Below are 25388 nucleotides of genomic sequence, written 5' to 3'. Positions count from 1 at the left end.
GCGTTGCCCTTCCTTTTACCTGTTCGACCTGCGCGCCGCCCTAGCCGACTCGCGCGATCTCGTCGAGCAAGGCCGCGCTCATCACATCGATGGGCGCCACCTTGCCTGTGTAAAGTTCGACCTGTCCGCAGAACTGATGCAGCAGCATGCGGGTGCCATCGATCACGCGGCATCCCAACGCGGCGGCATCGCGGATCAGCTTCGTGCGCACGGGAATGAAGGCCACATCCATCACGAACAGATGCGGCGCCAGTTGCCCGGCGCGCAACGGATTGACGTCCGGCGCGCGGAAACCCGCAGCCGTCGCGTTCACGACGCCGTCGAATGCGTGAGGATCGAAGTCGCCGAGATCGCCGCCGAAAGCGAGGCCGAAATCACGCGCGAGATCCTGCCCGCGCGACGCGGTGCGATTGAACACGGTCACGTGTCCGCCCGCGCGTCGCACGCCCCACGCAATCGCGCGTGCCGCGCCGCCCGCGCCGAGCAAAGCGATGCACTGCCCCGCAAGTGAAGTCACCTCTTCGAGCGCGCGCACGGCGCCCGCGCAGTCGGTGTTGTAGCCCGTGAGATGCCCATCGCGATTCTGGATCGTGTTGACCGCGCCGATCTCGCGCGCGGTGTCGTCGAGCGCGTCGAGGTGAGGCATGACGGCCTGCTTGTGCGGCATGGTCACGTTCAGTCCGCGGATGCCGAGCGTGCGCATCGCATCGATCGCGCCCGCGGCATCTTCAACGCCGAAGCTGACGAACGTGTAGTCCACGCCGAGCGCCTGGTAGGCCGCGTTGTGCACCTTGACGTTGAACGTGAACGGCTGACCCGCGAGCGAGCCGCACAGCGATGGAATGGAATGGGGCATGGTCGCTTTATGCGTTGGAGAGATCGAATGCGGAGATGGCCGCGTCGCCATCGAGCACGCGTAACAGGTTGTCGGTCGCGAGTTCGGCCATCGCGCGCCGCGTCTCGTGCGTCGCCGAGCCGATGTGCGGAAACGGCGTGACTTTAGGATGCGTGCGCAGCGGCGAATCCTGCGCGAGCGGTTCAACGGCGAACACGTCGAGCGCGGCAGCACGCAAGTGGCCACTATCGAGCGCGTCAACGAGAGCGTCCTCGCGCACGATCGCGCCACGCGAACCGTTCACGAAGATCGCACCCGCCTTCATCCTGGCAAACGCCTTTGCGTCCATCAGACCGCGTGTTTCGTCGGCAAGCGGCAGCGTCAACGCGACGATATCCGCGCGCGCCAGCACTTCATCGAACGATGCGCGCACTGCGTGTCCGGCAAGCATTGCCGGCACCTGCACGTCGAATGGATCGTGGAACACCACGGGCATGCCAAACCCGAGCGCCGCGCGCCTCGCCACCGCCTGCCCGATACGGCCGAAGCCCAGCACGCCGAGCGTCTTGCCATGCACGTCCCAGCCGAACAGGTCTTCGCCGATGTTGCGCGTCCATCGGCCGTCGCGCACATGGTTCGACAGTTCGACCAGCCGCCGCGACGCGGCGATGATCAGCGCGAATACGGTGTCCGCCGTGGGCTCGGTTAGCACGCCGGGTGTGTGACACAGCGTGATGCCGCGTTGCTTCAGGTATGCGAGGTCGTAGTTGTCGACACCGACTGAAATGCTCGATATCACTTGCAGACGCGGCGAGCGCGCCAGTTCGTCCGCATCCAGTCTGAAGCTCGAACCGATCAGGCCATCCGCGTCGTGCAGCGCCTCGCGAAAGCGCGGCAGTTCATCGGCGCGTCTCGGATCGGCGACCGTCACGTCGTGCAAGGTCCGGATTCGCCCAAGCAGATCGTCCGGAATCTTGCGAAAGACCACGACGTTCCTGCGTGCTGTGCTGATCGTTGGCATGCTCGTTTTCCTCTTTCTGATGGGTCTGATCTTCAGCGTGGCAAGGTGCGAAGCGACGAAGGGCCGCCCGACAGCGCAATCCTCTGCCCCGTATCGCGCAAACGCCCGCCATTGACGGCGAACAACGCAAGCTGTTTCTCGACGTTGAACTGCACGATCAGATACTTGCTGTCGGCGGTGAAGACGATGCCCTGCGCCGCCTCGCCGCCCGGCGCCTCGGACACCTTCACGGCCTGACCGTCGCGGATCGCGAAGAGCACTACCTTGCCGCGCGCGTGGCGTCCAGGGTTATCCGGCGTCAGGTTCGAGCCATCCATGGCCTGCACGCCGATCCATTTGCCGTCGGGCGAGATCGCGACGCCCTCGGGCAGCGACGGCACCGTGACGTGCTGGACCGTGCGAAACGGTTCACGCGATACATCGATGAGCGTCGCGGCATCGGCATCGCCCGCGAGCTTGCCCGCATAGGACGGCAGCCCGGCCAGCCCGACATCGCTCACGACGGCCCATTTGCCGTCGCTCGATACGTCGATCGTGTAGGGCGCCACGCCGCTCGCGAGGCGCACACCGCTATCCGTCACGCGACCGCCGTCAACGTTCAGGACGGCCACGCCCTGCTCGTCGCGCAACGACACCAGTGCATGCCGGCCGTCGTGCGTGAAGCTCACGCCGGCGAGCCGCTTCTGCCCAATTTTCAGTGTGTCCTGAAGCGTCACGCGGTTCCCGTCGATAGCAAGAACGGCCACGCTGCCATCGACGCAGGTCACGAGCGCGAGGTGGCCGCTCCTGTCGATGGCAATCCCTTGTGGATGGCTGCCGACGTCGAGCCGGACGACAGCAGGCGGCGATGCCTTCAGATCGACCACCTGGACGAATGTGTCCATCAACAGTTTTTTGGCCGCGTAGTCGTAGCGCGTCGGCGCAGCGACGAAGGCGACATTTGCATCCGGCGTAATAGCGACGGCCTGCGGCGGCCCTTGAATGCCGTTCTCGACCTCCACCTGCACCTTGACCTGCGGCGGAAAACGGCTCGCGTCTAGCAGCGTCAGCGTGTCGGGTTTCGGATTGTCGGGATAGGTATCGCGCCCTTCGACCCGCTGATATTTCCCATCGTTGCCCGAGACGATCCAGTCGGCTCCGTACGATGTGCAGGCCATGACGGCGATCGTCAGACCGGCGAGCGCTTGCGCGCAGCGGGTCCGTTTCGCGTTGGTTGAACGCATGTCGATGTCTCCTTTATCGGGATTTGTTGTGATGCTGCTTCGCGCCGATCTCAGACCACGCTGGTCAAACCGCCATCGACGAACAGCGTCTGCCCGTTGACGAAATCCGAAGCCGACGACGCCAGAAACACGGCAGCGCCGCACAGCTCTTCCACTCGGCCCCAGCGCCCCGCCGGTGTGCGTTTGCAAAGCCAGTCCGAGAAATCGGGATCGTCGACGAGCGCGCGGTTCAGATCGGTCGCGAAGTAGCCGGGCGCGAGCGCATTGGCCTGAATGCCGGAACCGGCCCATTCCGCGCACATGCTCTTGGTGAGCATGCGAATGGCGCCCTTGGTCGCCGCATAGGGCGCGATGCCGGGCCGCGCAAGCTCGCCCTGCACCGAGCAGATGTTGATGATCTTTCCGCGCCCACGCGGCAACATGTGCCGCGCCACGGCTTGCGATACGTGGAACGCGCCGTCGAGGTTGACGCGCATCAGGTCGTTCCAGTCGTCGGCGCTGAAGGTTTCGAGCGGCGCCCTGCGCTGGATGCCCGCATTGTTCACGAGAATATCGATCGCGCCGACGCGCGCCTCGAACGCATCGATCGCCGCGGACACCTGCGCGCGTGCGGTAACATCAAAAACCGCGATATCCGCGACGAGGCCTTCGTCGCGCAGTTGAGCCGCGACGGCTGCCGCCTTCTGCTCGTTGCGATCGTTGATGACGACAGCCGCGCCCGCGCCTGCCAGTCCGCGCGCCAGCGCCAGGCCGATGCCTCGCCCTGAGCCGGTGATCAGCGCACGCCTTCCGTTCAGGCTGAACAGCGTCAATGTGTCGTTCATGTTTGCTGGCGCCCGCCAGGCGCGCCCGTGTTGTCTCCGATATCCGTAGTTCATTCCATTTGCCGCGATTGCGCCAATGATCATTCATGACGCTGTTATCATGATTCGTGATTACACGGGACGAACGACCCGTCAGCGGGAGTGGTCATGGAATTGAAGCATCTGCGTGCATTCGTCGTACTTGCCGAGGAACTGCATTTCGGCAAAGCCGCGCAGCGGCTATGCATCGTGCAGTCTGCGCTGAGCATGCAGATCAAGGCGCTGGAAGATGAACTCGACGTTCGGCTGCTGGAGCGCGACCGTCACAAGGTCGCATTGAGCGAAACGGGCACGCTCTTTTTGCCCGAGGCTCGCGCCACGCTGCATCAGGCATTGCGCGCAGAGCAAACCGCACGGTTGTCGGCTCGCGGGGAAATCGGGACACTGCGGATCGCCTTCGTGTCGTCGGTGCTGCCGAAGCTCTTGCCGACGCTCATTCGCACCATGCACGAGCGCTATCCGCTCATCACGCTCGAGTTGAAGGATATGCCGACGCCGGATCAGGTTGCCGCCCTTCACGATAACAAGCTCGATTTCGGCCTGATACGCCTGCCCGTTGCGGGCGCGGGACTTGAGGTTTGCGTCGTACTCGAGGAACCCTTTGTCGTCGCGCTTCCTGACGCTCATCCGCTAGCCGCCCAGGCGCTGATCCGGCCGGCGGATCTCCGGGACTATCCTACGTTCGTGCTTGCGCGGCGTTACGCACCGGGCTTTCACGACGAGATGCTCGTCGCCTTGAAACGCGAGGGCGCGGAACTCAATATCGCCCAGGAACTGGGGGAATTTACAACCATGCTGGCGCTCGTCGCGGCAGGTATGGGGATTGGAATGATCCCGGCCGAGGCGGCCATCGCCTTGCCGCCGAAAGTCGTCGCCCGTCCGCTCGAACTTCGCGGTTACCGGGCGGGCATCGGGCTCGCGTACACCGACCTCGACAATCCAGCCAAGCGAGCGCTTCTCGGTGTGATGCAGCAATGCTTCGGCAACGCACAGGAAAAATAATGGGCCCCGTCATTTCGCAATTGCTGTGAGGTTCGATGCGCGGCCTTTCCACCCTCACTTCCCGACCATCTGTTCTCCCCACACTTGCTGCCCGACGACGCCCGTCATGACGCGCCAGCGGTCGTTTTCCAGAACGGTTTGAGCGTCGATACGCCCGAACAGGTCCAGCAGAGGCGCGACCAGACCTGTCCAGCCTGTCTGGTGACTGGCACCAAGCCCCGCACCGTTGTCGCCGTGGAAATACTCGTAGAACAGGATCAGGTCACGCCAATGCGGGTCGTCCTGGAACTTGTCCGTCCCGCCGTAGACGGGGCGCCGTCCATCCGCATCACGGAGAAACGTACCCGTCAACCGTTTGACGATCTCTTGCGCCACCTCGAACAGCGTCATGTGCGGCCCCGAGCCAGTCGGGCATTGAACCTTGAAATCATCGCCAAAAAAATCGTAGAGATTCATCAGCGCCCTGACGATCAGCAGATTCACCGGCATCCACACCGGACCGCGCCAGTTGGAGTTTCCGCCGAACATCCCGGTATTCGATTCAGCCGGCAGGTACTGCACCTTGTACTCCACCCCACCGACATTGAGTACATACGGATGGTCGAGATGATAGCGAGACAGCGAACGAATGCCGTGCGGCCCGAGGAATTCGTTCTCGTCGAGCAGGTATCCGAGCACGCGTTCGAGTTTCCGTTTGTTCAGGATCGACAATAGCCTGCGTTCCCGATGGCCGATGAAGCCGGCATCCGTCGGCGCCACATGGGCAATCAGCTCCGGGTAACGGCTTCGAAATTGCGCGATCAGTTCCAGCAGTTTCGGACAGCGCGAGACAGTATCCGCTTCGAAAACCGTCGACGCGCACAGCGGCAGCAGCCCGACCATCGACCTCACCTTCAGCCGCGTGGTCTGGCCGTCGGGGAGACGCAGCAGGTCATAGAAAAAACCGTCCTGCTCGTCCCACATCTCGTCGGGATGTTCGCCGCGCCGGTCCATCGCATAGGCAATCCACATGAAGTGCTGGACGAACTTGAAGGCGATCTCCTCGTACATCGGGTCGTACTCAGCCAGAATGATTGCCATCTCCAGCATGGTCTGGCAATAAAACGCCATCCACGCTGTTCCGTCCGCCTGCTCGAGGGTTCCGCCTGTCGGAAGCTGCGCACTGCGGTCGAATACGCCGATGTTATCCAGTCCCAGAAAACCGCCGGCGAAGACATTGTGGCCTGAAGGGTCCTTACGGTTTACCCACCAGTTGAAATTGAGCATCAACCCCTGAAACGAGCGTTCAAGAAAGCGCGGATCAGCGCGTCCCAGCGCTTTCTCATACTTGTAGAGCCAGAGCGTGGCGGCGGCATGCACGGGCGGATTGACGTCACTGAAGTTCCACTCGTAGGCGGGGATCTGACCACTCGGGTGGACATACAGGATGCGCAGCATCAGCAGTAACTGCTCTTTGGCGAAATCGAAGTCGACGAGCGCCAGGGAGATCGTATGAAAGGCCAGGTCCCAGGCCGCGTACCACGGGTACTCCCACTTGTCCGGCATGGAAATCACGTCGGCATTCAACATGTGGAACCACTCGGTATTGCGCACATCGCGCCGGGCGGCTTCGAGCAATGGATGACTCCAGTGCTCGCGCAGCCATCGTTCGAGATCGAAGTAGTAGTACTGCTTGCTCCACAGCATGCCCGCCAGAGCCTGACGGTGCACCCGGCGCTTGTCCTCCGTCAGCGACTTTGGGGCAATGCGCTCGTAGAACGCATCCGCATCGGCAATACGGTCATGGAAGGTGTTCTCGAAGTCGTCGAAGGGATTGACCTGTTTGACTGCCGTCATGCGCAACCGGATGGTCGCGTTGCCGCCGCCGGGCACGTCGCACACGTAATGGGCCGCCGCCTTGGTTCCCGTCCTGGCGGGATTGACAGCTTCGCGCTGCCCCGCAATGACGTAGGCATGGAACGCGTCCTTTACATAGGGTAACGCGTTGGGTTGATTCCACAGACGCTGTGCGTTGCTGTCGTTTTCCGTGAAGAGCAGTTCGCTCGCGCCGTCGCAGTAAAGCCAGTACTCGCCCAGCTCATGATGCGTCGCACGAATGACGCCCGGACCCGCTTCGCATAGCGATGGCCTGCGATCGTCGTGGCCCCACGACCAGGTATTGCGAAACCATAGCGTTGGCAGGACCCGAAGCCGTGCCCCTTCCCGTGCGCGGTTGTGTACGGAAATGCGCACGAAAATATCTTCCGGACCCGCCTTCGCGTATTCGACAAACACGTCGAAATACCGGTCGTCATTAAACACGCCGGTATCGAGCAGTTCGTATTCGAGTTCGCTCCGCGATCGTTTCCGGTTGGTCTCGACCAGATCCCGGTACGGATATTCCCGCTGCGGATACTTGTACAGATACTTCATGTACGAGTGGGTGGGCGTGCTGTCGACGTAGAAGTAATACTCCTTCACGTCCTCCCCATGATTGCCCTCGCTATTGGTCAGGCCGAAGAGGCGTTCCTTCAGAATCGCGTCACGCTCGTTCCAGAGTGCAAGGGCAAAGCACAACCGCTGCCCATCGTCGCACAGTCCGCCGAGCCCGTCCTCTCCCCATCTGTAGGCGCGTGAGCGGGCATGATCGTGAGTGAAATAGTTCCATGCGTCTCCGTTATCGCTGTAGTCCTCGCGGACCGTCCCCCACTGCCGCTCGCTGAGATACGGCCCCCACTTCTTCCATGGCACTTGCGCGGTGCGCGCGTCGTTCAGGCGCTTCTGTTCGGCTACATCGACGGAAACAGGGCACATGTTTCGCCTCCATAACGGCGCATGGACTCGATCTCAAAGCGCACGAAGACGCATCATCGTGGGCGATTGAGGCAATAGCGGCTTGTCGGCATGAGTCGCGATCGCGGAATGTATCAGGTATTTCTGAATTGTTTTCGAACAACGCGATGGCGCGGACCTGTCCTTTGTCGTCTACCCGATGCCGATGTATTCAGGTACATGGCGAGTCGAGGGACGTCCCGTGGATACTTTCACAATGTAGGAGCCAGCACGACGCAAGGCAACACGATGTTGGAGCGCGCGCCAGACGCCTGCGCCGATCGACACCGTGAAGCCCGATCATGACGATGCGCTATTCCGCCTCGCTGCTTCGATAGCAGGCGAAGGAGCCGTTCGCACAGGCTTCCGGTTGCCCTGCCAGACCCGCCAGGCGATCGCAGGGCTGAGCAGCGTCGAGGGCGGCATCATCAGGTTGACGACCTTCAGAAAGGCAGTCGACAGCGTGCTGTCGTGTGTCGTGGCAGGCATCGAAACATTCGCGCCGAGCCTGTCAGGCGATCCACAGGCGAGAGCCTGGTGGGCAGGCTTGCTGCGGGCCGCGTCGAGTCCGGGAGCCATCAAGGGCGTGCTCGAGGCGTTGCGCGATATGGATGTGCGGCATCTCCTGTGCCGGGTTTCCATGCCCACCCTGGTGCTGCATCGTCAGGACGACCGCGCCGTTTACATCGGTGCTGGGCGGCATCTCGCCAGTCACGTCGCGTAGGCGCGATTCATCGAACTCGATGGCGCCGATCACTGGGCCTTCGCCGGCTATCAGCAACCCGTCCCGGACCACATCGGGCGATTTGTCGGCAGTGTGGCTGGGTAGCTGACAGGCGTTCGATTCAGCAACCTATCCCAGTCTGGAATAACCCCTATCCCTTTCTGCCCGTTCCCGCGCCGGTCCGGAATGGATACATTGCGGATCAACGCAATCGCGAGAGCACCGGGTCCCCGATGCTCCAATCCATTCAAGGAAACATCATGGCCAGGCTCTTCAATCCGATCCAGATAGGTGCATACACACTCTCACACCGCGTGGTCCTCGCGCCGATGACCCGTCTGCGCACCATTCAACCCGACGACATCCCCAGCCCGATGATGGCCGACTTCTACGGACAGCGCGCATCGGCAGGCGGCCTGGAAATCGTCGAAGCCGCGAGCGTGTCAGTTCAGGCGCGCTCGTACCTCGGTGCCGCAAGCATCTACCACGACGGCCAGATGGAAGGCTGGCGCGCCATCGCGAAAGCCGTCCACGCAAAGGGCGGACGCGTGTTCCTGCAACTGATTCACGGCGGCCGTCAGAGCCATGTCGAGATGACGGGCGGCGTCGATCCTGTGGCGCCTTCCGTCGTGCCGTTCGATGGCGTGGCGCTCACGAAAGACGGTTTCGTCCCCGCCTCGCCGCATCGCGCGCTCGGCATCGAAGAAATTCCCGCGATCGTGGAGGATTTCCGTGCTGCCGCACGACGCGCAAAGGACGCCGGCTTCGACGGTGTCGAGCTTCACGCGGCGAACGGCTATCTCGTCGACCAGTTCATCCAGGACGGCACCAACCAGCGGACGGACGCATACGGCGGCCCGATCGAAAACCGCGTGCGCTTTCTGCGCGAAACGCTCGAAGCACTGATCTCGGTGTGGGGCGCGGACCGCGTCGGCGTACGGATTTCACCTTCGGGCGAATGGGGCGGCATTTCCGACAGCGACCCCGAAGCGACGTTCAGCTACGTGGCACGGATGCTCGACTCGTACGGGATCGCTTATCTGCACGTGATCGAACCGCGCGTCAAAGGCGACGACACGCTGCATCACGACCATCCGCTCGTCGCGACGAAGTATCTGCGCAAGCACTTCTCGGGTCCGATCATCGCGGCGGGCGGGTTCGATCGTGCGAGCGCCATTGCAACGGTCGAATCAGGCGATGCCGATCTCGTCGCGTTCGGCCGCCACTTCTCGTCGAATCCCGATCTGCCGTATCGCCTGAAGCACGATCTGCCGCTCACACCGTATGTGCGCGCGGCGTTCTGGGGCGGCACGGAAGCGGACTATTCGGACTTCCTCACGCATGAAGAGGCTCAAGCGTTGGAAAGTACCGAAGAGAACGCCTGAGCAACTCGCGCACGCGGACGCATTCGCACATCCTGGTTCGAAACAGATGCGTCACGCGGCCTGCGAGTTGCCGCGGCCAATGAAGCGTTCCGGCGCGAACTCAGGCGCAAGGCACTCTTCGACAAATGCGGTGAACTGACGCGCCTTGCTGCTGGCCAGCCGTCCCGTCGGATAAACGGCGGATAACGGAATGGCCGGCAGCATCCAGTCGTCCATCACCGAAACGACTGCGCCCGATTTCAGTTCAGGCCAAAAGGCCCATTCCGACGCGACGGCAAGGCCCATATCCGCGAAGACGGCCGCGCGCAGGCCCTCGGTCGCGGAGATCCTCACGCGGCCCTGCAGCCGCACGGGCGACTCCGCTGTTTCCCTGCGAAAGGTCCAGTCTTCTCCGCCACCGTAGTCGCGTGTATAGACGACAGCACGATGCGCGTGCAGATCGGCGGGCGCTTGCGGCATACCGTGCCGATCGAAATAGGCAGGCGTCGCGAGCACGCGCCGGCGCGCGACGGCAATGCGTCGCGCCGTCATGTTCGAGTCCGCCAGTTCGCCCATCCGCAATGCGAGGTCGATGCCCTCTTCGACGAGATCGATGTTGCGATCGTCGAGCACGAGTTCGAGATCGAGCTCCGGGTGCTGTTCGAGAAAGGCAGGCAAGCGCGGCACGATGTGCAGCCGCGCGAAGCAAACGGCCGCCGACACCCTCAGCTTGCCCGTCAGCCCCGCTGCCGTGCCTCGCGCCGCCAGCACGGCCTCATCCGCTTCTTCGACGGCACGTCTCGCGCGCTGATAGAAGTTCTGACCGGCTTCCGTCGGCGTGAGCGCGCGCGTCGAGCGCAACAGCAACTTGACGCCGAGCCACTCTTCGAGCTGCGCAACGGCTTTCGACGCGGCCGGCTGGCCGATATCGAAGTGTCGCGCCGCAGCCGAAAAGGAACCTGTATCGACGACGCGGATAAAGATTTCGATCGCCGCAAGGCGGTCCATCGTGTTGACTCCCGTTCTGTGCGAAGCCGGGTGAATGTCCGGCACATCCTGCCAATATAGGTCAGCCGTTCACTCAGCGAACGTCCACCAGTTCATCCGCCCTCGACAAAAACAGCTTCAGCACAGGCGACGCATTCGATCGACTGTAGCCGATCGCGAGATCGACGGTCGGCGCCTCGCCTACCAGCGGACGGCTGACCACCGACCACGGCAGCAGATTGTTCGCGTATTCGGGCATCAACGAAAGCCCGCGTGTCGACGCAACCAGCGACATCGCCATCGCAAGGTTATCGACACCATGCTCGGGCTTCGGATCGAGCCCATTCTCCTGCAGATATTGCGCGACCACATCGTGCAGCACGCGCGCCTTGTTCGACGCCATGATGAACGTCTCGCCTTTCAGATCCGACGGACGGATCGCCTGCTTCGCCGTCAGCCGATGGTCGCTCGGCATCAGCACGACAAGCTTCTCGCGATAGACGACACGGTAATCGAGATCGAGCCCCGGCTCCCTGCGCACGAACGCGAGATCAAGCTTGCCGCGCGCCACGGCGTCGGCGAGATCGGGCGAGTAGCCGCTCGACACCGTCACGTCGATGTTCGGTAACTCGTCGCGCAAGACCTGCATGGCGCGCGGCAGCCACGTCATTTCCTGACCCGTCAGAAAACCGAGCGCGAAGACCTGCTTGGCCGGACGCGACGCGCGCCGCGCGGCTTCGATGGCGGCGTCGACCTGTGCGAGCGCAAGCCGTGCATGGTCGAGGAACGCCTTGCCCGACGCGGTCAACTCGACGCCCCGCGCGCTCCGGCTGAACAGTTCCGCCTTGACCTCGTCTTCGAGATCGCGGATCTGCCGGCTGAGCGATGGCTGTGACGTGAACAGCCGTTGCTCCGCGGCGACCGTGAGGCTGCCCGTTTCCGCTACGGCAACGAAATAGCGCAGATGGCGTAACTCCATGCTTCCTCCTGTTTCGCCCCGTTTTGCATGCTTCACAAGCCATGCTTCACAAGCCATGCTTTCGGAGCATGCCCGCCAGCCTACAAAGTCTTATTTCTTTGCGCAAGCAAAGGCTAGATTACATGCCAGCAGTCACATCGAGCAGCACAGACGCTGGCAGGACAGTTTTGTAGCCATGCCTGCCTGTTATTGCTGGACGGTCTCGCCGATCAACTCACCGGAGCTTTGCCATGAACGACCTCGCTGGAAAAACCGCGCTTGTCACGGGCGCATCCCGCGGCATTGGCCGCGCCATCGCGCTTGCGCTCGGCCGCGCCGGCGCGCAGGTGCTCGTGCATTACAGCAGCAATGAAGCCGCCGCCGACTCGACCGTCGCCGGGATCGTCGCCGCCGGCGGCCACGCGCAGAAAATCGCCGCCGACCTGCGTGCCGCCGACGGTCCCCGTATGCTCGCCCAACGCGTGCGCGCCATCGTCGGCGGACGGCTCGACGTGCTCGTCTCAAACGCGGGCATCGCCAAGGCTGCAAGCATCGAAGACACGACGGTCGAAGATTTCGACGAACTCTTTGCCGTCAACGTGCGCGCGCCGTTCTTCCTCGTCCAGCAACTCCTGCCGATGCTGTGCAAAGGCAGCAGCGTCGTACTGCTGTCGTCGCTGGCGGCACGTGCATCGGTTGGCGAACTGGCTGCCTACGCCGCAACGAAGGGTGCCGTCGATACGCTCGTGCGGCACTTCGCATCGGCGCTCGGCGAGCGCGGCGTGCGCGTGAATGCCATCGCGCCCGGCGTCGTCGCAACCGACATGTCGAGCTTCGCGACAACCGATGCAGGCCGCGACTACACGCTGAGTCTGCAGGCGCTGAAGCGCGTCGCGCAGCCCGACGACATCGCCGGCGCCGTGACATTCCTTGCTTCCGACAAGGCGAACTGGATCACGGGCGACACGCTGCGCGTCGACGGCGGATCGAAGCTCTGACAGGCATGCAGCAAATTCAACGCATTCGATTCACACCCATTGATAAGGCATCCAAAGTGACTGGCAAGAATCTGAAACTGTTCTCGTCGACAAGCGTAGGCCCCATACAACTGTCACACCGCATCGTGCATGCGCCGATGACGCGTCTGCGTTCCGAATCCGACGACAGCCCCAGCGCGATGATGGTCGAGTACTACCGGCAGCGCGCATCGCAAGGCGGCCTGCTGATCACGGAAAGCGCGCATCCTTCCTACGACAGCCGTGGCTATCTCGGCGCGCCCGGCATCTATACCGACGAACATATCGAAGCCTGGCAGAAGATCACCGACGCCGTTCACGCGAGCGGCGCGCACATCTTCATGCAGATCGCGCACGACGGGCGCCAGTCGCACGTCGATCTGAGCTGGGGCAACGCGCCCATCGCGCCGTCTGTCGTGCCGTACGAGACGACCGTGTTCACGCAAAACGGCTGGGTGCCCAACTCGCCGCATCGCGCGCTGGAAACCAACGAGATTCCTGCCATCGTCGAATCGTTCAGACGTGCAGCAGAGCGCGCGAAAGCAGCCGGTTTCGACGGCGTCGAATTGCACAACGCGAACGGCTACCTCGCGGACACCTTCCTTCAGGACGGCACGAACAAGCGCTCCGACGCCTATGGCGGCACGATCGAAAAGCGCACGCGCTTCTCGCTCGAACTCGTCGACGCATTCGCGTCCGTGTGGGGCGCGGACCGCGTCGGCGTGCGCGTGTCGCCGAGCGGCCGTTGGGGCGCGATCTCCGACAGCAACCCCGAAGCAACCTTCGGTTATTTCGCCGAACGGCTCAATGCATATGGCCTCGCGTATCTGCACGTGATCGAACCGCGTGTGATCGGCACGGAAACGCTCGTCGAAGGTCAGGTCCCTGTCGCGTCGTCGTTCCTGCGCAAGATATTCAACGGTCCGATCATCGCGGCGGGCGGCTTCGACCGCACGGGCGCCGAGCAGATCCTGCAACGCGGCGACGCCGATCTCGTCGCGTTCGGCCGCTGGTTCTCGTCGAATCCGGATTTGCCCGAGCGCCTGCGACGCGACCTGCCACTCACGCCTTACCAACGCGACGCGTTCTGGGGCGGCGGCGAACGCGCGTACACCGACTTTCCCGCATACGACGACACCACCGCCGAAGCATCGAGCGATGAAACCGTCTGACTCAAGGAGCTAAACCATGTCCAGCAACAACACGCCGAATACAAAGACCGTGAAGATTCCCGGTCCCGATCACCCCATCACCATCGAACGCAACCCTTCGCGCGTCGTCGTCACGGTCGCGGGCCGCATCATCGCCGACACACGCAACGCGCTGACGCTGCGCGAAGCGCACTATCCGCCCGTGTTCTACATCCCGAGAAAGGATGTCGACATCGCGCTGCTCGAACGCACGGAGCATTCGACGTACTGCCCATATAAGGGCGACGCCGCGTACTTTTCGATCCCGTCGGGTGGCGAGCGCGCGGTCAACGCGATCTGGACTTACGAGTCGCCGTATCCCGCTGTCGAGCCGATTCGCGAGCACCTCGCGTTCTACAGCGACCGCGTCGATTCGATCGAAGAACGTGAATAAGGAATCGACATGAACGAACAAACAGTCGTACTCGTGACAGGCGCGCTGAGCGGCATCGGACGCGCGACCGCCCTCGCCTTTGCACACACGAAGGCACGCATCGTGATCTCAGGACGGCGCGCAGACGAGGGCCATGCGCTCGCCGACACGCTCCGCTCGCTCGGCGCAGAAGCAGAATTCATCGCCGCCGATGTACGCGTGGAAGACGACGTGCAGGCGCTCGTCGAGCGCACGCTTGCGCGCTTCGGAAAACTCGATATCGCCGTGAACGCGGCAGGCACGGAAGGAGAATCCGCGCCCGTTGTCGAACAGACAGTCGAGCGCTATAGCGCCGTGTTCGACGCGAACGTGCTCGGCACCCTGCTCGCGATGAAGCACCAGTTGCGCGCGATGTCGGCGCAACGCAGCGGCAGCATCGTCAACGTGTCATCGACGATGGGCGCGCGCGGCGCGGCGGGCGCATCGCTTTATGTCGCGAGCAAGCATGCCGTTGAAGGCCTGACGAAATCGGCGGCCCTCGAAGCCGCTGCGTTTGGCGTACGCGTCAACGCCGTCGCGCCGGGGCCCGTGCAAACGCAGATGCTCGACCGTCTCACGCAGACATCCGAGCGCAAGGCCGCGTTTCTCGACACCGTGCCGCTCAAGCGCGCCGGCACTCCGGACGAAATCGCCGAGGCGATCGTCTACGTTGCATCGGCCGGATTCATGACGGGCGAGGTGCTACGCGTGAATGGCGGCCGGACAGCGACCTGAGCCATGCTTTTCAGGCATGCCGCACAGCCTACAAAGTCTTTTTATAAAGAGTTCGACGCACCTACATTACGTTACAGGACGGCGATACACGAAGCACAGACGGACGGGCCAGCCGCTGCGCACAAGAGATAGCCCATACGTTTTAGCTATATCACGCCGCAATGAACTGCAACGGATTTCTCAAAGGACAACCGCCATGACCCGCCATACTCATCAAACCGCGCCGACCCAGTTCGTCGAAGCTAACGGCGTCCGCTTCGCATATCGCCGCTTTGGCACGCCGAACGGCGTGCCGCTCGTCATGAACATTCACTTCACGGGCACGATGGACCATTGGGACCCCGCCGTCACCGATGGCCTCGCGCAAAACCGCGAAGTGATCCTGTTCAACAACGCCGGGATTTCCAGCAGCTCGGGCGCCGTACCAGAGTCGATCGAAGAAATGGCCGCCAATGCCGCTGCGTTCGTCGAAGCGCTCGGGCTGAAACAGGTCGACGTGCTCGGCTTTTCGATGGGCGGCCTGATCGCACAGCAACTCGCGATCACGAAGCCGCAACTGGTGCGCAAGGTGATCCTCGTCGGCACCGGTCCGCGCAGCGGCGAAGGCATGGTGTCGCTCACGCCCGAAGCGCAGGAGATTTTCGGCGCATCGTATGCGCAGCCTGATGACTTGTGGCTGCGCGTGCACTTTGCACCGTCCGAAGCGAGCCAGGCAGCAGGTCGTGGCTTCGTCGAGCGCTTCCGTCAGCGCACGGAGAACCGCGACCCCGAAGCCAACGACAAGGTCGCACCCGCGCAACTCGCCGCGCTCGCGAAGTGGGGCGCGCCGCGCGAGAACCCGTATGACTATCTCGACGCGCTCAGGCAGCCCACGCTCGTCGTCAACGGCGACAACGACGTGATCATCTATTCGATCAACTCGTGGATCTTGCAGCAGCACATCCCGAACGCTCAACTGATCATCTATCCGGACGCCAACCACGGCTCGCTGTACCAGTACCCCGAACGCTTCGTCGCACACGTCGATCAGTTTCTCTCGGAAGCTGACGCACGCAACGCATAACACGCCCTTATCACATTCAACGGAATCTCATCATGAACAACCTGACAGGCAAGACCGCGCTCGTAACGGGCGCATCCCGCGGCATCGGCCGCGCCACGGCCATCGCGCTCGCACAAGCAGGCGCGCGCGTGCTGGTCCACTACAGTAGCGCCGAGCAGGCCGCCGACGCCGTCGTCGAAGCGATCCGCGCGGCAGGTGGACAGGCCGACAAGGTCGCCGCCGATCTGCGCGACGCGAACGGGCCGCACGAACTCGCGAAGCGTGTACGGTCGCTGACGGGCGAGCGTCTCGACATCCTCGTCGCGAATGCTGGCATTTCGAAGGCTGCGCCGATCGAAGAAACGACCGTCGAAGATTTCGACGACCTGTTCGCCGTCAACGTGCGCGCGCCGTTCTTCCTCGTGCAGCAGTTGCTGCCCGTGCTCGGCGAAGGCAGCAGCATCGTGTTGCTGTCGTCGCTTGCGGCGCGCGCGTCCGTCAACAACCTGTCCGCGTACGCCGCAACCAAAGGCGCTGTCGATACGCTCGTGCATCACTTCGCGTCCGCGCTCGGCGAACGCGGCATTCGCGTCAACGCGATCGCGCCGGGTGTCGTCGAAACGGATATGTCGAACTTCGCGAGGACGGACGCCGGCCGCGACTTCACGCTGGGCATGCAGGCGCTCAAGCGCGTCGCGCAGCCTGACGATATCGCGGGCGCCGCTGTGTTCCTCGCCTCCGACGAAGCACGCTGGATCACAGGCGACACGCTGCGTGTCGACGGCGGATCGAAGCTCTGATCGCGTTGAGATGCCACCAGGACGCTCGCCTTTCGCGCTGGAGCCTTCGCGAGCGAGCCCAACACTTTCTATCGAACTGGAATAAAACATGAATACCGAACTCACGCTTTACGAATCAAAGGCTTCTCCGAACTCTCGCCGTGTGCGCATTTTTCTTGCCGAGAAGGGCATCGAGATCCCGGTTAAAGCAGTGAACCTTGGCGAGAAAGAGCAATTCTCCGCCGCATATGTAGCGATCAATCCTCGCCGTCAGGTTCCTGCACTCGTTCTGCAGGACGGCACGACCATTGGTGAAGTCCCGGCAATCTGGCGCTACGTCGAAGAAGCGTATCCTGCGAAGCCCGCTTTGCTGGGCACGACACCACAACAGAAAGCGCTGATTGCAATGTGGGAACGGCGCGCCGAACTCGACGGATTTGCGGCGGTGATGGAAGGTGTGCGCAATGCCGTGGCCGGCCTGAAAGGTCGCGCGTTGTCAGGTCCGCATGCTTACGAACAGATTCCTGAGATCGTCGAACGCAGCCAGCTGCGTGTGGCCAATTTCTTTGCCGACTTCAACGATCGTCTCAAGCAAGTGCCGTTCGTCGCGGGTGACGAATTCTCGGCGGCCGACATCACGACGCTGGTGACTATCGACTTTGCGGCAGGCGGCATGAAGATGAACATTCCCGCAGAATTCGACGCGCTGCAGGCGTGGTACGACAAGGTGTCGACACGTCCTTCTTCGAAGGCTTAGAGAACTGCGCAAGTACTTTTCGGCTCGTAATGGCGGTGCCTGAGTTTCAGGCACCGCCATACCGTTTAATTTCAAAAGCACCCGATCCCCGACAACCCGTCATACTTCCATCTTCGCCGCGGACGGTCCCGGCACCCCATGCGCGGATTTATCTGGAGCCCAGTTGCCAATGAGTTCTTCCCCGATCATCCCGTTCGCCCAAAACAAGACGAATTCCGGCGGGTTCATCGGCGCCGCGCCTGCATTTCGCCAACTGGTCCGCCTGATCGATCGCGTTGCACCGACCGATCACGCCTTGCTCATTTTCGGGCCGACCGGTTCAGGCAAGGAACTGGTTGCGCGCCGTGTGCACATGCGCAGCGCGCGTCACGACCAGCCGTTCGTCGACGTGAACTGCGGCGCGATTCCCGAGCATCTCGTCGAAGCAGAACTATTCGGGCATGTGAAAGGCGCATTCACGGGCGCAGCGGAAAACCGTCAGGGACTCTTTCAGCAGGTCGGCAAAGGTACGCTGCTGCTCGATGAAATCGGCGAGTTGCCGCTCGCCCTTCAGCCGAAACTGTTGCGTGTGCTCGAAACGCGCACCTTCCGTCCGATTGGTTCTTCGACCAATCTGCGTTTCGAAGGGCGCGTGGTCGCGGCGACTCACCGCGACCTGCGCGAACTCTCGCGCGAAGGTCGTTTCCGGGAAGATCTGTTCTACCGGCTCGCGGTCTTCGTGCTCGCCGTGCCCGGACTCGAACAGCGCGTCGAGGACATCCCCGCGCTCGTTGCGCATTTCGCTTCGCAGCAGGCACGGCATCTGGAGTTTTCTCCCGCTGCCGTGCGGCGGCTCAGCCAGCACGCGTGGCCCGGTCACATCCGGCAGTTGCGCAATCTGATCAGCCAGTTGAGCGTGCTGGCCGAAAATACCCTGATCGACGTTGACACGCTCGAACCGTTTCTCGCCAACGAAGCCTCCGGTCCCGTCTCGCGGGCGAGCCTCGCCGACATGCTGCTGCAACTCGACGGACGCGACAAACTGGCCGCCGCCGAAGATCTGCTGATCGACCGCGCGCTCGAACGGACGGCGGGCAACAAGAGCGCCGCCGCCAGTTTGCTCGGCGTCGGACGCAAGACTATCGAGCGGCGTCTGAAATCGCGTGAGGAGCATCACCGCGAGGCCCGCAAGTGTCTCGAACATGCGACTGCGCTGATCGAAGCGTCGCGCTTCGCCGAAGCCATTCCCTCTTTGCGCCGCTGCCTAGACGTGCTGCAGCCCAATCCCGATCAGGACGGGGTGCGCCGTCTGCAGTTCGACGCTTACCGGCTGCTCGGCATGAGCCTGCGCAGCGTGCACGGCTGGCTCTATGCGGAAGCGACCGCGTGCTATGGGGCCGCGCTGTCGATCGGCGAAGGCATCTGCGAACCGGCGGAAATCGCCGCGATCCAGTTCGGCGTCTGGACGACGCAATTGACGACGCTGCAACTCAAGCAGGCGCGCGCCACCGCGCAGGACATGCTGCAACGTGCGCAGAACAGCCGTGATCGTGTTTCGCTCGACGAAGCCCACGTCGCGATGACCAACACGCTCTTCTGGCTCGGCGACAGCGAGGAAGCGCTGGCATGTCTCGCACGCGGCGATCTGCTCGGCGTGGGGCGCAACGACACACGTACTGGCTCGCAGGGAATCGACCTCGCCAGTCTGGCGCTGACCTTCGAAGGCCTCGCCGCGTATCAGATCGGTGCATTCGCGCAGGCGCGGCGCGCGATGGAAATGCTGATCCTGCGTTCATCGGAACCCGGTCCGCATGCGTTTGCGCATGCCGTCAACCTGCAGGGCGCTTCGTGGCTCGCGTGTCTGTTCGATGACACGGATCGGCTCGGGAGTCTGTCTAGCGAGCTCGAATCGGTGTCGATCGCGAACGGCTTCGCGTTCTATCGTGGCGTAGGTCAGATACTGCGCGCCTCTCATCTCAGCACGCTCGGTCATTCGGACGAAGCGGAAACCATCATGCTCGACGGTTTCGACAATCACGTCGTCTGCAATGGCGGCGCGCTGTTCTATTCGTTCATGGCGTGGCAGCACGGCGAACTGCTGCTGCGGGCGGGCCGTGCGCAAACCTGCGAGGCGATGCTCGCTGGCGCCGTCGACGAAACGCTTGCCCGCCAGGAACGCGTGTATCTCGGCGAACTGCTGGTCACGCGGGCGCGGGCGCAGTGGGCGCTCGGCGATCTGACGGCTGCGGAACAGGGTCTGCGCACCGCGCTTTCGACGGCGCTCGCGTTCGGTTCCGTGCCGGCGCGCGTGGACGCCGCGCGCTATCTTGCGGACCTGCTTCGATCGACGGAACGCCGCGCGGAGGCGATCGATACACTCGAACGCGGATTGCGTGCGTTGCCCACCGACCGGACCAGCCGGATTGCCAACGCGGTGGCGTTGCTTTCCGAACTGCGTCACGAGGTATCTCTCGGCAACGCGTAACCGGCGCGCTGCGGCGTCTGCGCTTCCATCCGGCGCGGCGCCGCCGGACTCCTTTTCTTCCCCACGCTGCCGGACGGCTTCGTCCGGTCGACGGCGCTCGCCTGCCGGCTCGTCTTGCGCATGGACGATATCGGCACATCACCTTGGCCGCGATCGCGAACTGGCCGAAATCGTCCATATTCATTTCGATCGACGGTCGAAATCGTCCATTCCTTCGCATCGAGCACCGGGGTTTTCCCGCTGCCATTGGCTTTGGCTGAATGGCACAACGCTTGCTGAAAAGGTGGGCTGATTTCCAGCATCCGAGCACCCAATCGATAGGGCCGTGCTGTTGTTGTAGTCGTAGATGCAGGTGGCGACAGATGACTTCCAGAGAGAAGCGCGTCGCTCACCCCGAAGCTTCCGGACGCGCTCCGGCAAAGAACAATCCCGCATGGACCACTGCGCTATCACATTTGACGTTTGCTACGTGCCGCGACGCCTGGCGCGCGACGACACCTGCACGGAATCACAAGCCGCCATGGTCAAGCGCGTGCATCGCTATGTCGACGCGCATCTGTGCGACGATCAACTCTCGCCCGAAAGCGTCCTGAGCGCGCTACAGCTTCCGCGCTCGACGTTGTATCGCCTGTTTCAGCACGAGGGCGGCCTCGGCGCCTACATCCGCGATCTCAGGCTGCGCCATGCAGCCGATGACCTCATCCGCTATCCGCACGCGCTGGTGCTGGAGATTGCCTTCGGACTGGGCTTCAAAAGCGCGTCCGTCTTTACGCGTGCATTCCGGCGCGCTTATGGAATGGCGCCGCAGGAATATCGCGCTCTGGCTGGCAAATGAATTAAGGCTAGGCGCGCGCTTCCGGCTCGACGCCGCCTTCATCGACGGGCGACTTCAGCATCTCCGCACAGACCTTCAGAACATCGCGCCAGCTGACGATTCCCACCGGCCTCGACCCGCCGTCGACAATCGGAATACAAGAGATGGGATGCGCCAGAAACAACTGGATGGCCTCGCTCACGTCGGCGTCCGGGCGCAGGGTAATGGGCTTGCGGCTCATGATCTGATGCACGCGCCGGCTCAGCGTGCCGACATCGCGCTGGGTTTCGACCACGCTGTCGATAAACGGACTCAACGCACGCAACAGATCGCGGTCGGACACCACGCCTTGCAGTTCCCGATCTTCAACGACGAGCAGGTGATGAAACCCGGATTGCTCGAATATGTCCTTGACGGTTTCGAGCGTGTCGTCGAAACCGACCGTTACGACGCGCTTCGTCATCAGATCTTCTACTTTCATCGTTGAACTCTCTGTTATTGCGGGGAAACGGATGCGGCATGGAACCGCGCGCCCGCTCCAGTCGACTGTCGCCGGTTCACCGTCCCACTAGTCGAATAACGGCAGCCGAAAGGGAAACTCCAGTCGAGGGGCCAGAATTGGGGCGTTCCTTCATGCAGGAGGAATGCGTGGCCGCCGCCTGCGGCATCCCAAGGAGCAATGCATGTTGACTCGCGAAGCCATCCCTCAAGTTCTGTCGCGTACTTCCGAACTATTGTCCGCCGATAACCTGGAGGGAGCGCCCCAGAAAACCTTTCACCATGTCATCGACATCTACCTCAAGGATTCCAATGCCTTCATGAATACGTATTTCGCCCGATACTTCGAGTGGCAGGGCGTCTGTCGGGAACGCTGGTTCCATGAGTGCATTCACAACAATCTGCTGGCCGCAGGGGCACCTTTGTCACGAAACGCGCGCATCAGGAATACGTGCAGGAGACGTTTCCGTTTCAGCGCGTCGACTGCTACCTGAACACATTCCAGGTCCGGCAATGTTCGGCGTATCTGCTGTTCCGTTTCTGCGTGGACGGACGGCCCGTGTCGCACGGATATCAGCAGATTCTGTTTGCCGGAATGGACAAGCGGATCCGGCGTTTCCCGGAAGGAATCATCGAGCGGGTCAAGGAATATGAAGTGATCCTGCCGTCCGTCACGAACTAATTGATTCCACCCTGCCCGGCGCGCGAGCGCCGGGCCCGTGCCGGCGGATCGTGTATTGCGCGGTCCGCCGCCGAACCCGGCTCCGGCAATCGGAGCGTGAACGTGGTCAGCACGCCCGGTGTCGATGCACACGAGATCGTGCCGCCGAACGCGTCGCACACTCGCCGGCAGAAATCGAGTCCCATGCCGCCCGCGTGTCCATGCGGCTTGGTCGAATAGAACGGATCGAAGATATGCGGCAGCACGTCGGCCGCGATACCCGGACCGGTATCGTTGAAATGGACGACGCAAAAGCCGCCGTCGCGCCCCGCGCTGATCGTGATGCTGCCCGAGCCGCTCGACTCGATCGCGTACAACGCGTTTTTCAGCAGGTTGAAGATGACGAACACGAACAGTGAATCCGTGCCGGAGAAACGCAACTGCGGGTCGATCGGGAGAACCGAGACGCGACCGCGCTCGCCAGGCAAGAACGGATAGCGGTCCAGCGCCGATTCGACGCAATGCCTGATCGACTGTGGGCCGAAGCTCCGGCGATCGAGCCGGTCCAGTGTGAACGACGCCAGCGACATCTCGACAACCGTACTCGTGCTGTCGATCTGACGGCGAATCGCGCGGGTAAGGGTTGGCAGTCGCTCGGATTGGCCCGGATAAAGCCCGTTGACGAGCAACTGGTGCCGCACGGCAAGCTGATATCCCCGCAGCAACTCCGGCAGCGCGTTGCCGAGTTCATCGGCGTGCATGCCGATGACTTCGAGCGGCATCGCGACCTCTTGCGCGACCGTCGCGGCGAGAAAGTACTGCCGCATCAAGCCGTGCCGGACAATGGTGATGGCCAGAATGCCCAGACTGACGGCAATGAAAATGACACCGGGCGGATAGAACACATAGCCGTAATTGACGGCATAGTCGCTCGCCGCTAAAGAATAGAGGCACAGGCTCACGAGACAGAGACCCAACAGGCGCCGTCTATGACGGGCACGCGCCTGACGCCTCGATACGATCAGCAGCCATCCGCTGCGAGCGGCGAGCAAAACGGTCTGCATCACGTGCACCGGGTGCAGTCGCCCTGCACGCGGATAATCGCCGAAGAAATGAACGCTGAAACCGGCTACCACCTCGTCGCTCGTCACCAGCAACACCGCGAGGATCACGCACAGCGCATACGACGCCATCAGCAGAGGCCGCTCGTCGCGCCGTTCGACGAGTTCGGTCACGAAGTGATAGAACGTTGTTGGCAGAAACAGGATGAAGAAGTAGCCCGCCTTGACCAGTATGCCGGCCGTTTCGGGACTTGTGGCCTGAAACAGGAACGCCCACGTACCCTGCCACGCGAAGGTCGCCATGCACATCAGCGCAAATGGCGTCGACAGACGCGTCACGCCTTCAGTCAGCAGGACGTAGACACCGAAGCCCAGGAACAGCGCGGATACGAACGCTGGCAAGGTCGAATACATAATGCCTTATGTGTGTTTCGCCGCTGATTGTTCCTCGGCAGGCTGGACGGATCGGGTTGCGGCAAGCTCATGCAGCAAGCTCAGCCAACAGGCCGACAACGTTTGCCTGAATGTCGTCAAGCGACTCGCGTTCCCCATCAGCACAGCGGCGTTGTTGTTCTCGGTCGCACTGGCAGCAGTGTTCGTACCAGACCGCCGGCAATTTTTCGTTCCGGCGGTGCCACGATTTTAGCGCAACATCTCGCCTGATCCGTGCCGGTTATGGCAACCCGTTTGCGCAATAGGCTTCGAAGCCCGGACGTTCGCTCAGGCGCTCGAAGTACTCCGATACGGCCGGGAATTGCGTGTGTTCGAAAGGCGTGCTGAACCAGCGGTTGACCGACAGTCCCACGGGAATGTCAGCGAGCGAGAACTGCTTTCCGGCAACGAATGCGCCGGTTGCCCGCAACTGTCCGTCCAAGATGCGCATGTGCGCCGTCCAGCTGGCGATCGACGTCGCGACTTCCTTCTCCGCCTGATGCGCAGCCGACTGCCGGACCAGGGCGAGAAACGCGTAGCTCCACGAGCGGTTGAGATCCGTTGCCTGCCAATCCATCCATTGATCGACGGGCGCGCGCATCAGTGGATCTGCCGGATAGAGGTGTACGCCGCCGTAGCGCGACGCGAGGTAGCGGATGATGGTGTTCGACTCCCAGAGAACAAAGTCAGCGTCCTTGATGACGGGCACCAGACCGTTTGGGTTCAACGAGAGAAACTCGAGTGTCTGCGTGGACCGGAACCCGGTTCCCCAATCCTCCCGCTCGAACGGAAGATCGAGTTCGGCGCAAGTCCACAGCACCTTTCGAACGTTGATGGATGACGCCTTTCCAAGGATCTTGAGCATGCGAAAGTGAAGGGGTTGGAGTGCGATGAGTCTAGGCTCAGTGCAATGCGCGGTTCAAGACACAGTTTGATGAACCAGCCCCGTTCCACTTTGCGTTGTCATCGCGCACGGCCTTTCGCGTTCACAGTATGAAGCGTGGCGCCTCAACTGATCTTCAGCGCCAGCTCGGTTCCACGCTTGATCGGCAGAGTGATCGAAATGAAACCGCTGGCCGGGTCGCGGATGTACTCGAGGAAATCGGGCTCGGCATTGTCGTTCAGGATGTACCCGCCGACGCGCAATTGCGGCGCGATCAGCTCGACCACCGTGCGCGCGAGCGACGGCCCGTCCGGTAACGGCCAGCCGTCGATCAATGCGAAGTCGATCGGACCGCCCACGTCGCGCAGCGTTTGCCGCGCATCGCCGACACGGATGTCCGCATATTGCGGGAGCCCTGCCTCAGTCAGATTCTGACGTGCGATCTCCGCCTTAGACGCAACCAGCTCCGATCCGATCACCAGCCCGCCACCGTTGTCGCGCATCGCCGCCGCCAGATACAGCGCCGACATGCCGATTGAAGTTGCAAAATCAACGACTCGCGTGGCACGCATCCCACGACAGAGCACGTACATCAACTCGCCCTGATCGGGATGAATCGAAAAGCCGTAGTCGGCGAAAGCCTCCGGATCATTGCCCGACGGCCCGCCGAATGCCTCGCTGCCAGGAAAGCGGCGCGACGCGTTCAAACGCTGCAACACCTGATTGACGCGCTCGTCCTTGATGGGGCTGACGGGCGAGGTGGATACAGGCATGTCTCTCATGAACGGCTCCTTGATGGATCGCGGCAGCGCGCGTCAAGCGACGCCACGGCGACCGGGTTGCATACGGAAACGTG

Annotated in this window: 23 protein-coding genes and 2 pseudogenes; 13 read left to right on the top strand and 12 right to left on the bottom strand. The window is 62.4% G+C overall.

Features of this window, described 5'->3' with window-relative positions:
* Window positions 1-40: 40 nt before the first annotated feature.
* Genes aroE through H1204_RS38490 form a run of 4 tightly spaced genes read right to left on the bottom strand, consistent with a single transcriptional unit; the run spans window position 41 to window position 3903 of the window.
* On the bottom strand, window positions 41-856 hold the full coding sequence (gene aroE / locus H1204_RS38505) for a shikimate dehydrogenase (protein ID WP_180733906.1): 816 nt from the start codon (window positions 854-856) through the stop codon (window positions 41-43).
* Window positions 857-863: 7 nt separating this feature from the next.
* Entirely contained in the window at window positions 864-1856 is a 993-nt protein-coding gene (locus H1204_RS38500; protein WP_180733905.1) for a D-glycerate dehydrogenase, read from the bottom strand.
* Window positions 1857-1888: 32 nt separating this feature from the next.
* The gene (locus H1204_RS38495) at window positions 1889-3079 is read right to left on the bottom strand and encodes a YncE family protein (RefSeq protein WP_180733904.1); all 1191 of its coding nucleotides are present in this window, start codon (window positions 3077-3079) and stop codon (window positions 1889-1891) included.
* A 50-nt stretch (window positions 3080-3129) separates the two neighbouring features.
* Window positions 3130-3903, bottom strand: coding sequence for a glucose 1-dehydrogenase (locus H1204_RS38490; RefSeq protein ID WP_180733903.1), 774 nt, complete (start codon window positions 3901-3903; stop codon window positions 3130-3132).
* 147 nt (window positions 3904-4050) lie between these two features.
* Here H1204_RS38490 and H1204_RS38485 point away from each other — a divergent pair, with 147 nt between their 5' ends.
* Complete coding sequence (locus H1204_RS38485) at window positions 4051-4944, top strand: LysR family transcriptional regulator (protein ID WP_180733902.1); 894 nt, start codon at window positions 4051-4053, stop codon at window positions 4942-4944.
* A 54-nt stretch (window positions 4945-4998) separates the two neighbouring features.
* On the opposite strand, the gene H1204_RS38480 is transcribed toward H1204_RS38485, so the two are convergent.
* On the bottom strand, window positions 4999-7737 hold the full coding sequence (locus tag H1204_RS38480) for a glucosidase (protein WP_180733901.1): 2739 nt from the start codon (window positions 7735-7737) through the stop codon (window positions 4999-5001).
* 499 nt (window positions 7738-8236) lie between these two features.
* Here H1204_RS38480 and H1204_RS38475 point away from each other — a divergent pair.
* Together H1204_RS38475 and H1204_RS38470 are read left to right on the top strand one after the other, a co-directional pair.
* Window positions 8237-8584: pseudogene (locus tag H1204_RS38475) on the top strand (alpha/beta hydrolase); the annotation flags it as partial.
* Window positions 8585-8739: 155 nt separating this feature from the next.
* The gene (locus H1204_RS38470; RefSeq protein ID WP_180733900.1) at window positions 8740-9864 is read left to right on the top strand and encodes an alkene reductase; all 1125 of its coding nucleotides are present in this window, start codon (window positions 8740-8742) and stop codon (window positions 9862-9864) included.
* Window positions 9865-9915: 51 nt separating this feature from the next.
* Here the strand turns inward: H1204_RS38470 and H1204_RS38465 are convergent, their stop codons facing one another.
* A complete protein-coding gene (locus H1204_RS38465) occupies window positions 9916-10851 on the bottom strand; it encodes a LysR family transcriptional regulator (protein WP_180733899.1) in 936 nt (311 codons plus the stop codon).
* Between the two features lie 73 nt (window positions 10852-10924).
* Entirely contained in the window at window positions 10925-11809 is an 885-nt protein-coding gene (locus H1204_RS38460; protein WP_180733898.1) for a LysR family transcriptional regulator, read from the bottom strand.
* A 230-nt stretch (window positions 11810-12039) separates the two neighbouring features.
* On the opposite strand from H1204_RS38460, the gene H1204_RS38455 reads away from it, so the two are divergent.
* The 8 genes from H1204_RS38455 (at window position 12040) to H1204_RS38420 (ending at window position 20183) form a co-directional block, all read left to right on the top strand.
* Window positions 12040-12786 (top strand): SDR family oxidoreductase, encoded by a 747-nt coding sequence (locus tag H1204_RS38455; RefSeq protein ID WP_180733897.1) that lies wholly within the window; start codon window positions 12040-12042, stop codon window positions 12784-12786.
* A gap of 56 nt (window positions 12787-12842) precedes the next feature.
* On the top strand, window positions 12843-13976 hold the full coding sequence (locus H1204_RS38450) for an alkene reductase (RefSeq protein ID WP_180733896.1): 1134 nt from the start codon (window positions 12843-12845) through the stop codon (window positions 13974-13976).
* A gap of 16 nt (window positions 13977-13992) precedes the next feature.
* Entirely contained in the window at window positions 13993-14388 is a 396-nt protein-coding gene (locus H1204_RS38445) for a DUF427 domain-containing protein (RefSeq protein ID WP_180733895.1), read from the top strand.
* Window positions 14389-14397: 9 nt separating this feature from the next.
* Entirely contained in the window at window positions 14398-15141 is a 744-nt protein-coding gene (locus H1204_RS38440) for a glucose 1-dehydrogenase (protein WP_180733894.1), read from the top strand.
* A 196-nt stretch (window positions 15142-15337) separates the two neighbouring features.
* Window positions 15338-16204 (top strand): alpha/beta hydrolase, encoded by an 867-nt coding sequence (locus H1204_RS38435; RefSeq protein WP_180733893.1) that lies wholly within the window; start codon window positions 15338-15340, stop codon window positions 16202-16204.
* Between the two features lie 32 nt (window positions 16205-16236).
* The gene (locus H1204_RS38430) at window positions 16237-16983 is read left to right on the top strand and encodes an SDR family oxidoreductase (RefSeq protein ID WP_180733892.1); all 747 of its coding nucleotides are present in this window, start codon (window positions 16237-16239) and stop codon (window positions 16981-16983) included.
* 88 nt (window positions 16984-17071) lie between these two features.
* Complete coding sequence (locus H1204_RS38425) at window positions 17072-17719, top strand: glutathione S-transferase (RefSeq protein ID WP_180733891.1); 648 nt, start codon at window positions 17072-17074, stop codon at window positions 17717-17719.
* A gap of 169 nt (window positions 17720-17888) precedes the next feature.
* Window positions 17889-20183, top strand: a complete 2295-nt coding sequence (locus H1204_RS38420; RefSeq protein WP_180733890.1) for a sigma-54 dependent transcriptional regulator — start codon at window positions 17889-17891, stop codon at window positions 20181-20183.
* Here the strand turns inward: H1204_RS38420 and H1204_RS38415 are convergent.
* The gene (locus tag H1204_RS38415; RefSeq protein WP_180733889.1) at window positions 20156-20485 is read right to left on the bottom strand and encodes a hypothetical protein; all 330 of its coding nucleotides are present in this window, start codon (window positions 20483-20485) and stop codon (window positions 20156-20158) included. The two genes, H1204_RS38420 and H1204_RS38415, sit on opposite strands and share 28 nt — an antisense overlap.
* Before the next feature lie 131 nt (window positions 20486-20616).
* Between H1204_RS38415 and H1204_RS38410 the strand changes: the two genes are divergently transcribed.
* Entirely contained in the window at window positions 20617-21018 is a 402-nt protein-coding gene (locus tag H1204_RS38410) for a helix-turn-helix transcriptional regulator (protein WP_180733888.1), read from the top strand.
* A 7-nt stretch (window positions 21019-21025) separates the two neighbouring features.
* Here the strand turns inward: H1204_RS38410 and H1204_RS38405 are convergent, their stop codons facing one another.
* Window positions 21026-21478 (bottom strand): CBS domain-containing protein, encoded by a 453-nt coding sequence (locus tag H1204_RS38405; RefSeq protein WP_180733887.1) that lies wholly within the window; start codon window positions 21476-21478, stop codon window positions 21026-21028.
* A 202-nt stretch (window positions 21479-21680) separates the two neighbouring features.
* On the opposite strand from H1204_RS38405, the pseudogene H1204_RS38400 reads away from it, so the two are divergent.
* A pseudogene (locus H1204_RS38400) lies at window positions 21681-22177 on the top strand (thioesterase family protein).
* Here H1204_RS38400 and H1204_RS38395 read toward each other — a convergent pair.
* The 3 genes from H1204_RS38395 to H1204_RS38385 form a co-directional block, all read right to left on the bottom strand.
* Entirely contained in the window at window positions 22174-23631 is a 1458-nt protein-coding gene (locus H1204_RS38395) for a HAMP domain-containing sensor histidine kinase (RefSeq protein WP_180733886.1), read from the bottom strand. The pseudogene H1204_RS38400 and the gene H1204_RS38395 overlap by 4 nt on opposite strands.
* A 259-nt stretch (window positions 23632-23890) precedes the next feature.
* Window positions 23891-24514, bottom strand: a complete 624-nt coding sequence (locus H1204_RS38390; RefSeq protein WP_180733885.1) for a glutathione S-transferase — start codon at window positions 24512-24514, stop codon at window positions 23891-23893.
* Window positions 24515-24657: 143 nt separating this feature from the next.
* On the bottom strand, window positions 24658-25314 hold the full coding sequence (locus H1204_RS38385) for a class I SAM-dependent methyltransferase (RefSeq protein WP_243468856.1): 657 nt from the start codon (window positions 25312-25314) through the stop codon (window positions 24658-24660).
* Window positions 25315-25388: the final 74 nt, after the last annotated feature.

The organism is Paraburkholderia sp. PGU19 (assembly GCF_013426915.1).
Classification (GTDB): Bacteria; Pseudomonadota; Gammaproteobacteria; order Burkholderiales; family Burkholderiaceae; genus Paraburkholderia.
The sequence above is the reverse complement of the archived record's forward strand: the minus strand, read 5'-3'. Positions and strand labels throughout refer to the sequence as shown.

Excerpts from the sequence above, each read along its gene's own strand:
- H1204_RS38480 (WP_180733901.1), bottom strand. The coding sequence starts at position 7,737 with ATGTGCCCTGTTTCCGTCGATGTAGCCGAACAGAAGCGCCTGAACGAC.
- H1204_RS38395 (WP_180733886.1), bottom strand. The coding sequence starts at position 23,631 with ATGTATTCGACCTTGCCAGCGTTCGTATCCGCGCTGTTCCTGGGCTTC.
- H1204_RS38425 (WP_180733891.1), top strand. The coding sequence starts at position 17,072 with ATGAATACCGAACTCACGCTTTACGAATCAAAGGCTTCTCCGAACTCT.
- H1204_RS38500 (WP_180733905.1), bottom strand. The coding sequence starts at position 1,856 with ATGCCAACGATCAGCACAGCACGCAGGAACGTCGTGGTCTTTCGCAAG.
- H1204_RS38490 (WP_180733903.1), bottom strand. The coding sequence starts at position 3,903 with ATGAACGACACATTGACGCTGTTCAGCCTGAACGGAAGGCGTGCGCTG.
- H1204_RS38430 (WP_180733892.1), top strand. The coding sequence starts at position 16,237 with ATGAACAACCTGACAGGCAAGACCGCGCTCGTAACGGGCGCATCCCGC.
- H1204_RS38405 (WP_180733887.1), bottom strand. The coding sequence starts at position 21,478 with ATGAAAGTAGAAGATCTGATGACGAAGCGCGTCGTAACGGTCGGTTTC.
- H1204_RS38420 (WP_180733890.1), top strand. The coding sequence starts at position 17,889 with ATGAGTTCTTCCCCGATCATCCCGTTCGCCCAAAACAAGACGAATTCC.
- H1204_RS38410 (WP_180733888.1), top strand. The coding sequence starts at position 20,617 with ATGGACCACTGCGCTATCACATTTGACGTTTGCTACGTGCCGCGACGC.
- H1204_RS38465 (WP_180733899.1), bottom strand. The coding sequence starts at position 10,851 with ATGGACCGCCTTGCGGCGATCGAAATCTTTATCCGCGTCGTCGATACA.
- H1204_RS38495 (WP_180733904.1), bottom strand. The coding sequence starts at position 3,079 with ATGCGTTCAACCAACGCGAAACGGACCCGCTGCGCGCAAGCGCTCGCC.
- H1204_RS38485 (WP_180733902.1), top strand. The coding sequence starts at position 4,051 with ATGGAATTGAAGCATCTGCGTGCATTCGTCGTACTTGCCGAGGAACTG.
- H1204_RS38415 (WP_180733889.1), bottom strand. The coding sequence starts at position 20,485 with ATGCTGGAAATCAGCCCACCTTTTCAGCAAGCGTTGTGCCATTCAGCC.
- H1204_RS38470 (WP_180733900.1), top strand. The coding sequence starts at position 8,740 with ATGGCCAGGCTCTTCAATCCGATCCAGATAGGTGCATACACACTCTCA.
- H1204_RS38385 (WP_243468856.1), bottom strand. The coding sequence starts at position 25,314 with ATGAGAGACATGCCTGTATCCACCTCGCCCGTCAGCCCCATCAAGGAC.
- H1204_RS38435 (WP_180733893.1), top strand. The coding sequence starts at position 15,338 with ATGACCCGCCATACTCATCAAACCGCGCCGACCCAGTTCGTCGAAGCT.
- aroE (WP_180733906.1), bottom strand. The coding sequence starts at position 856 with ATGCCCCATTCCATTCCATCGCTGTGCGGCTCGCTCGCGGGTCAGCCG.
- H1204_RS38440 (WP_180733894.1), top strand. The coding sequence starts at position 14,398 with ATGAACGAACAAACAGTCGTACTCGTGACAGGCGCGCTGAGCGGCATC.
- H1204_RS38445 (WP_180733895.1), top strand. The coding sequence starts at position 13,993 with ATGTCCAGCAACAACACGCCGAATACAAAGACCGTGAAGATTCCCGGT.
- H1204_RS38455 (WP_180733897.1), top strand. The coding sequence starts at position 12,040 with ATGAACGACCTCGCTGGAAAAACCGCGCTTGTCACGGGCGCATCCCGC.
- H1204_RS38460 (WP_180733898.1), bottom strand. The coding sequence starts at position 11,809 with ATGGAGTTACGCCATCTGCGCTATTTCGTTGCCGTAGCGGAAACGGGC.
- H1204_RS38390 (WP_180733885.1), bottom strand. The coding sequence starts at position 24,514 with ATGCTCAAGATCCTTGGAAAGGCGTCATCCATCAACGTTCGAAAGGTG.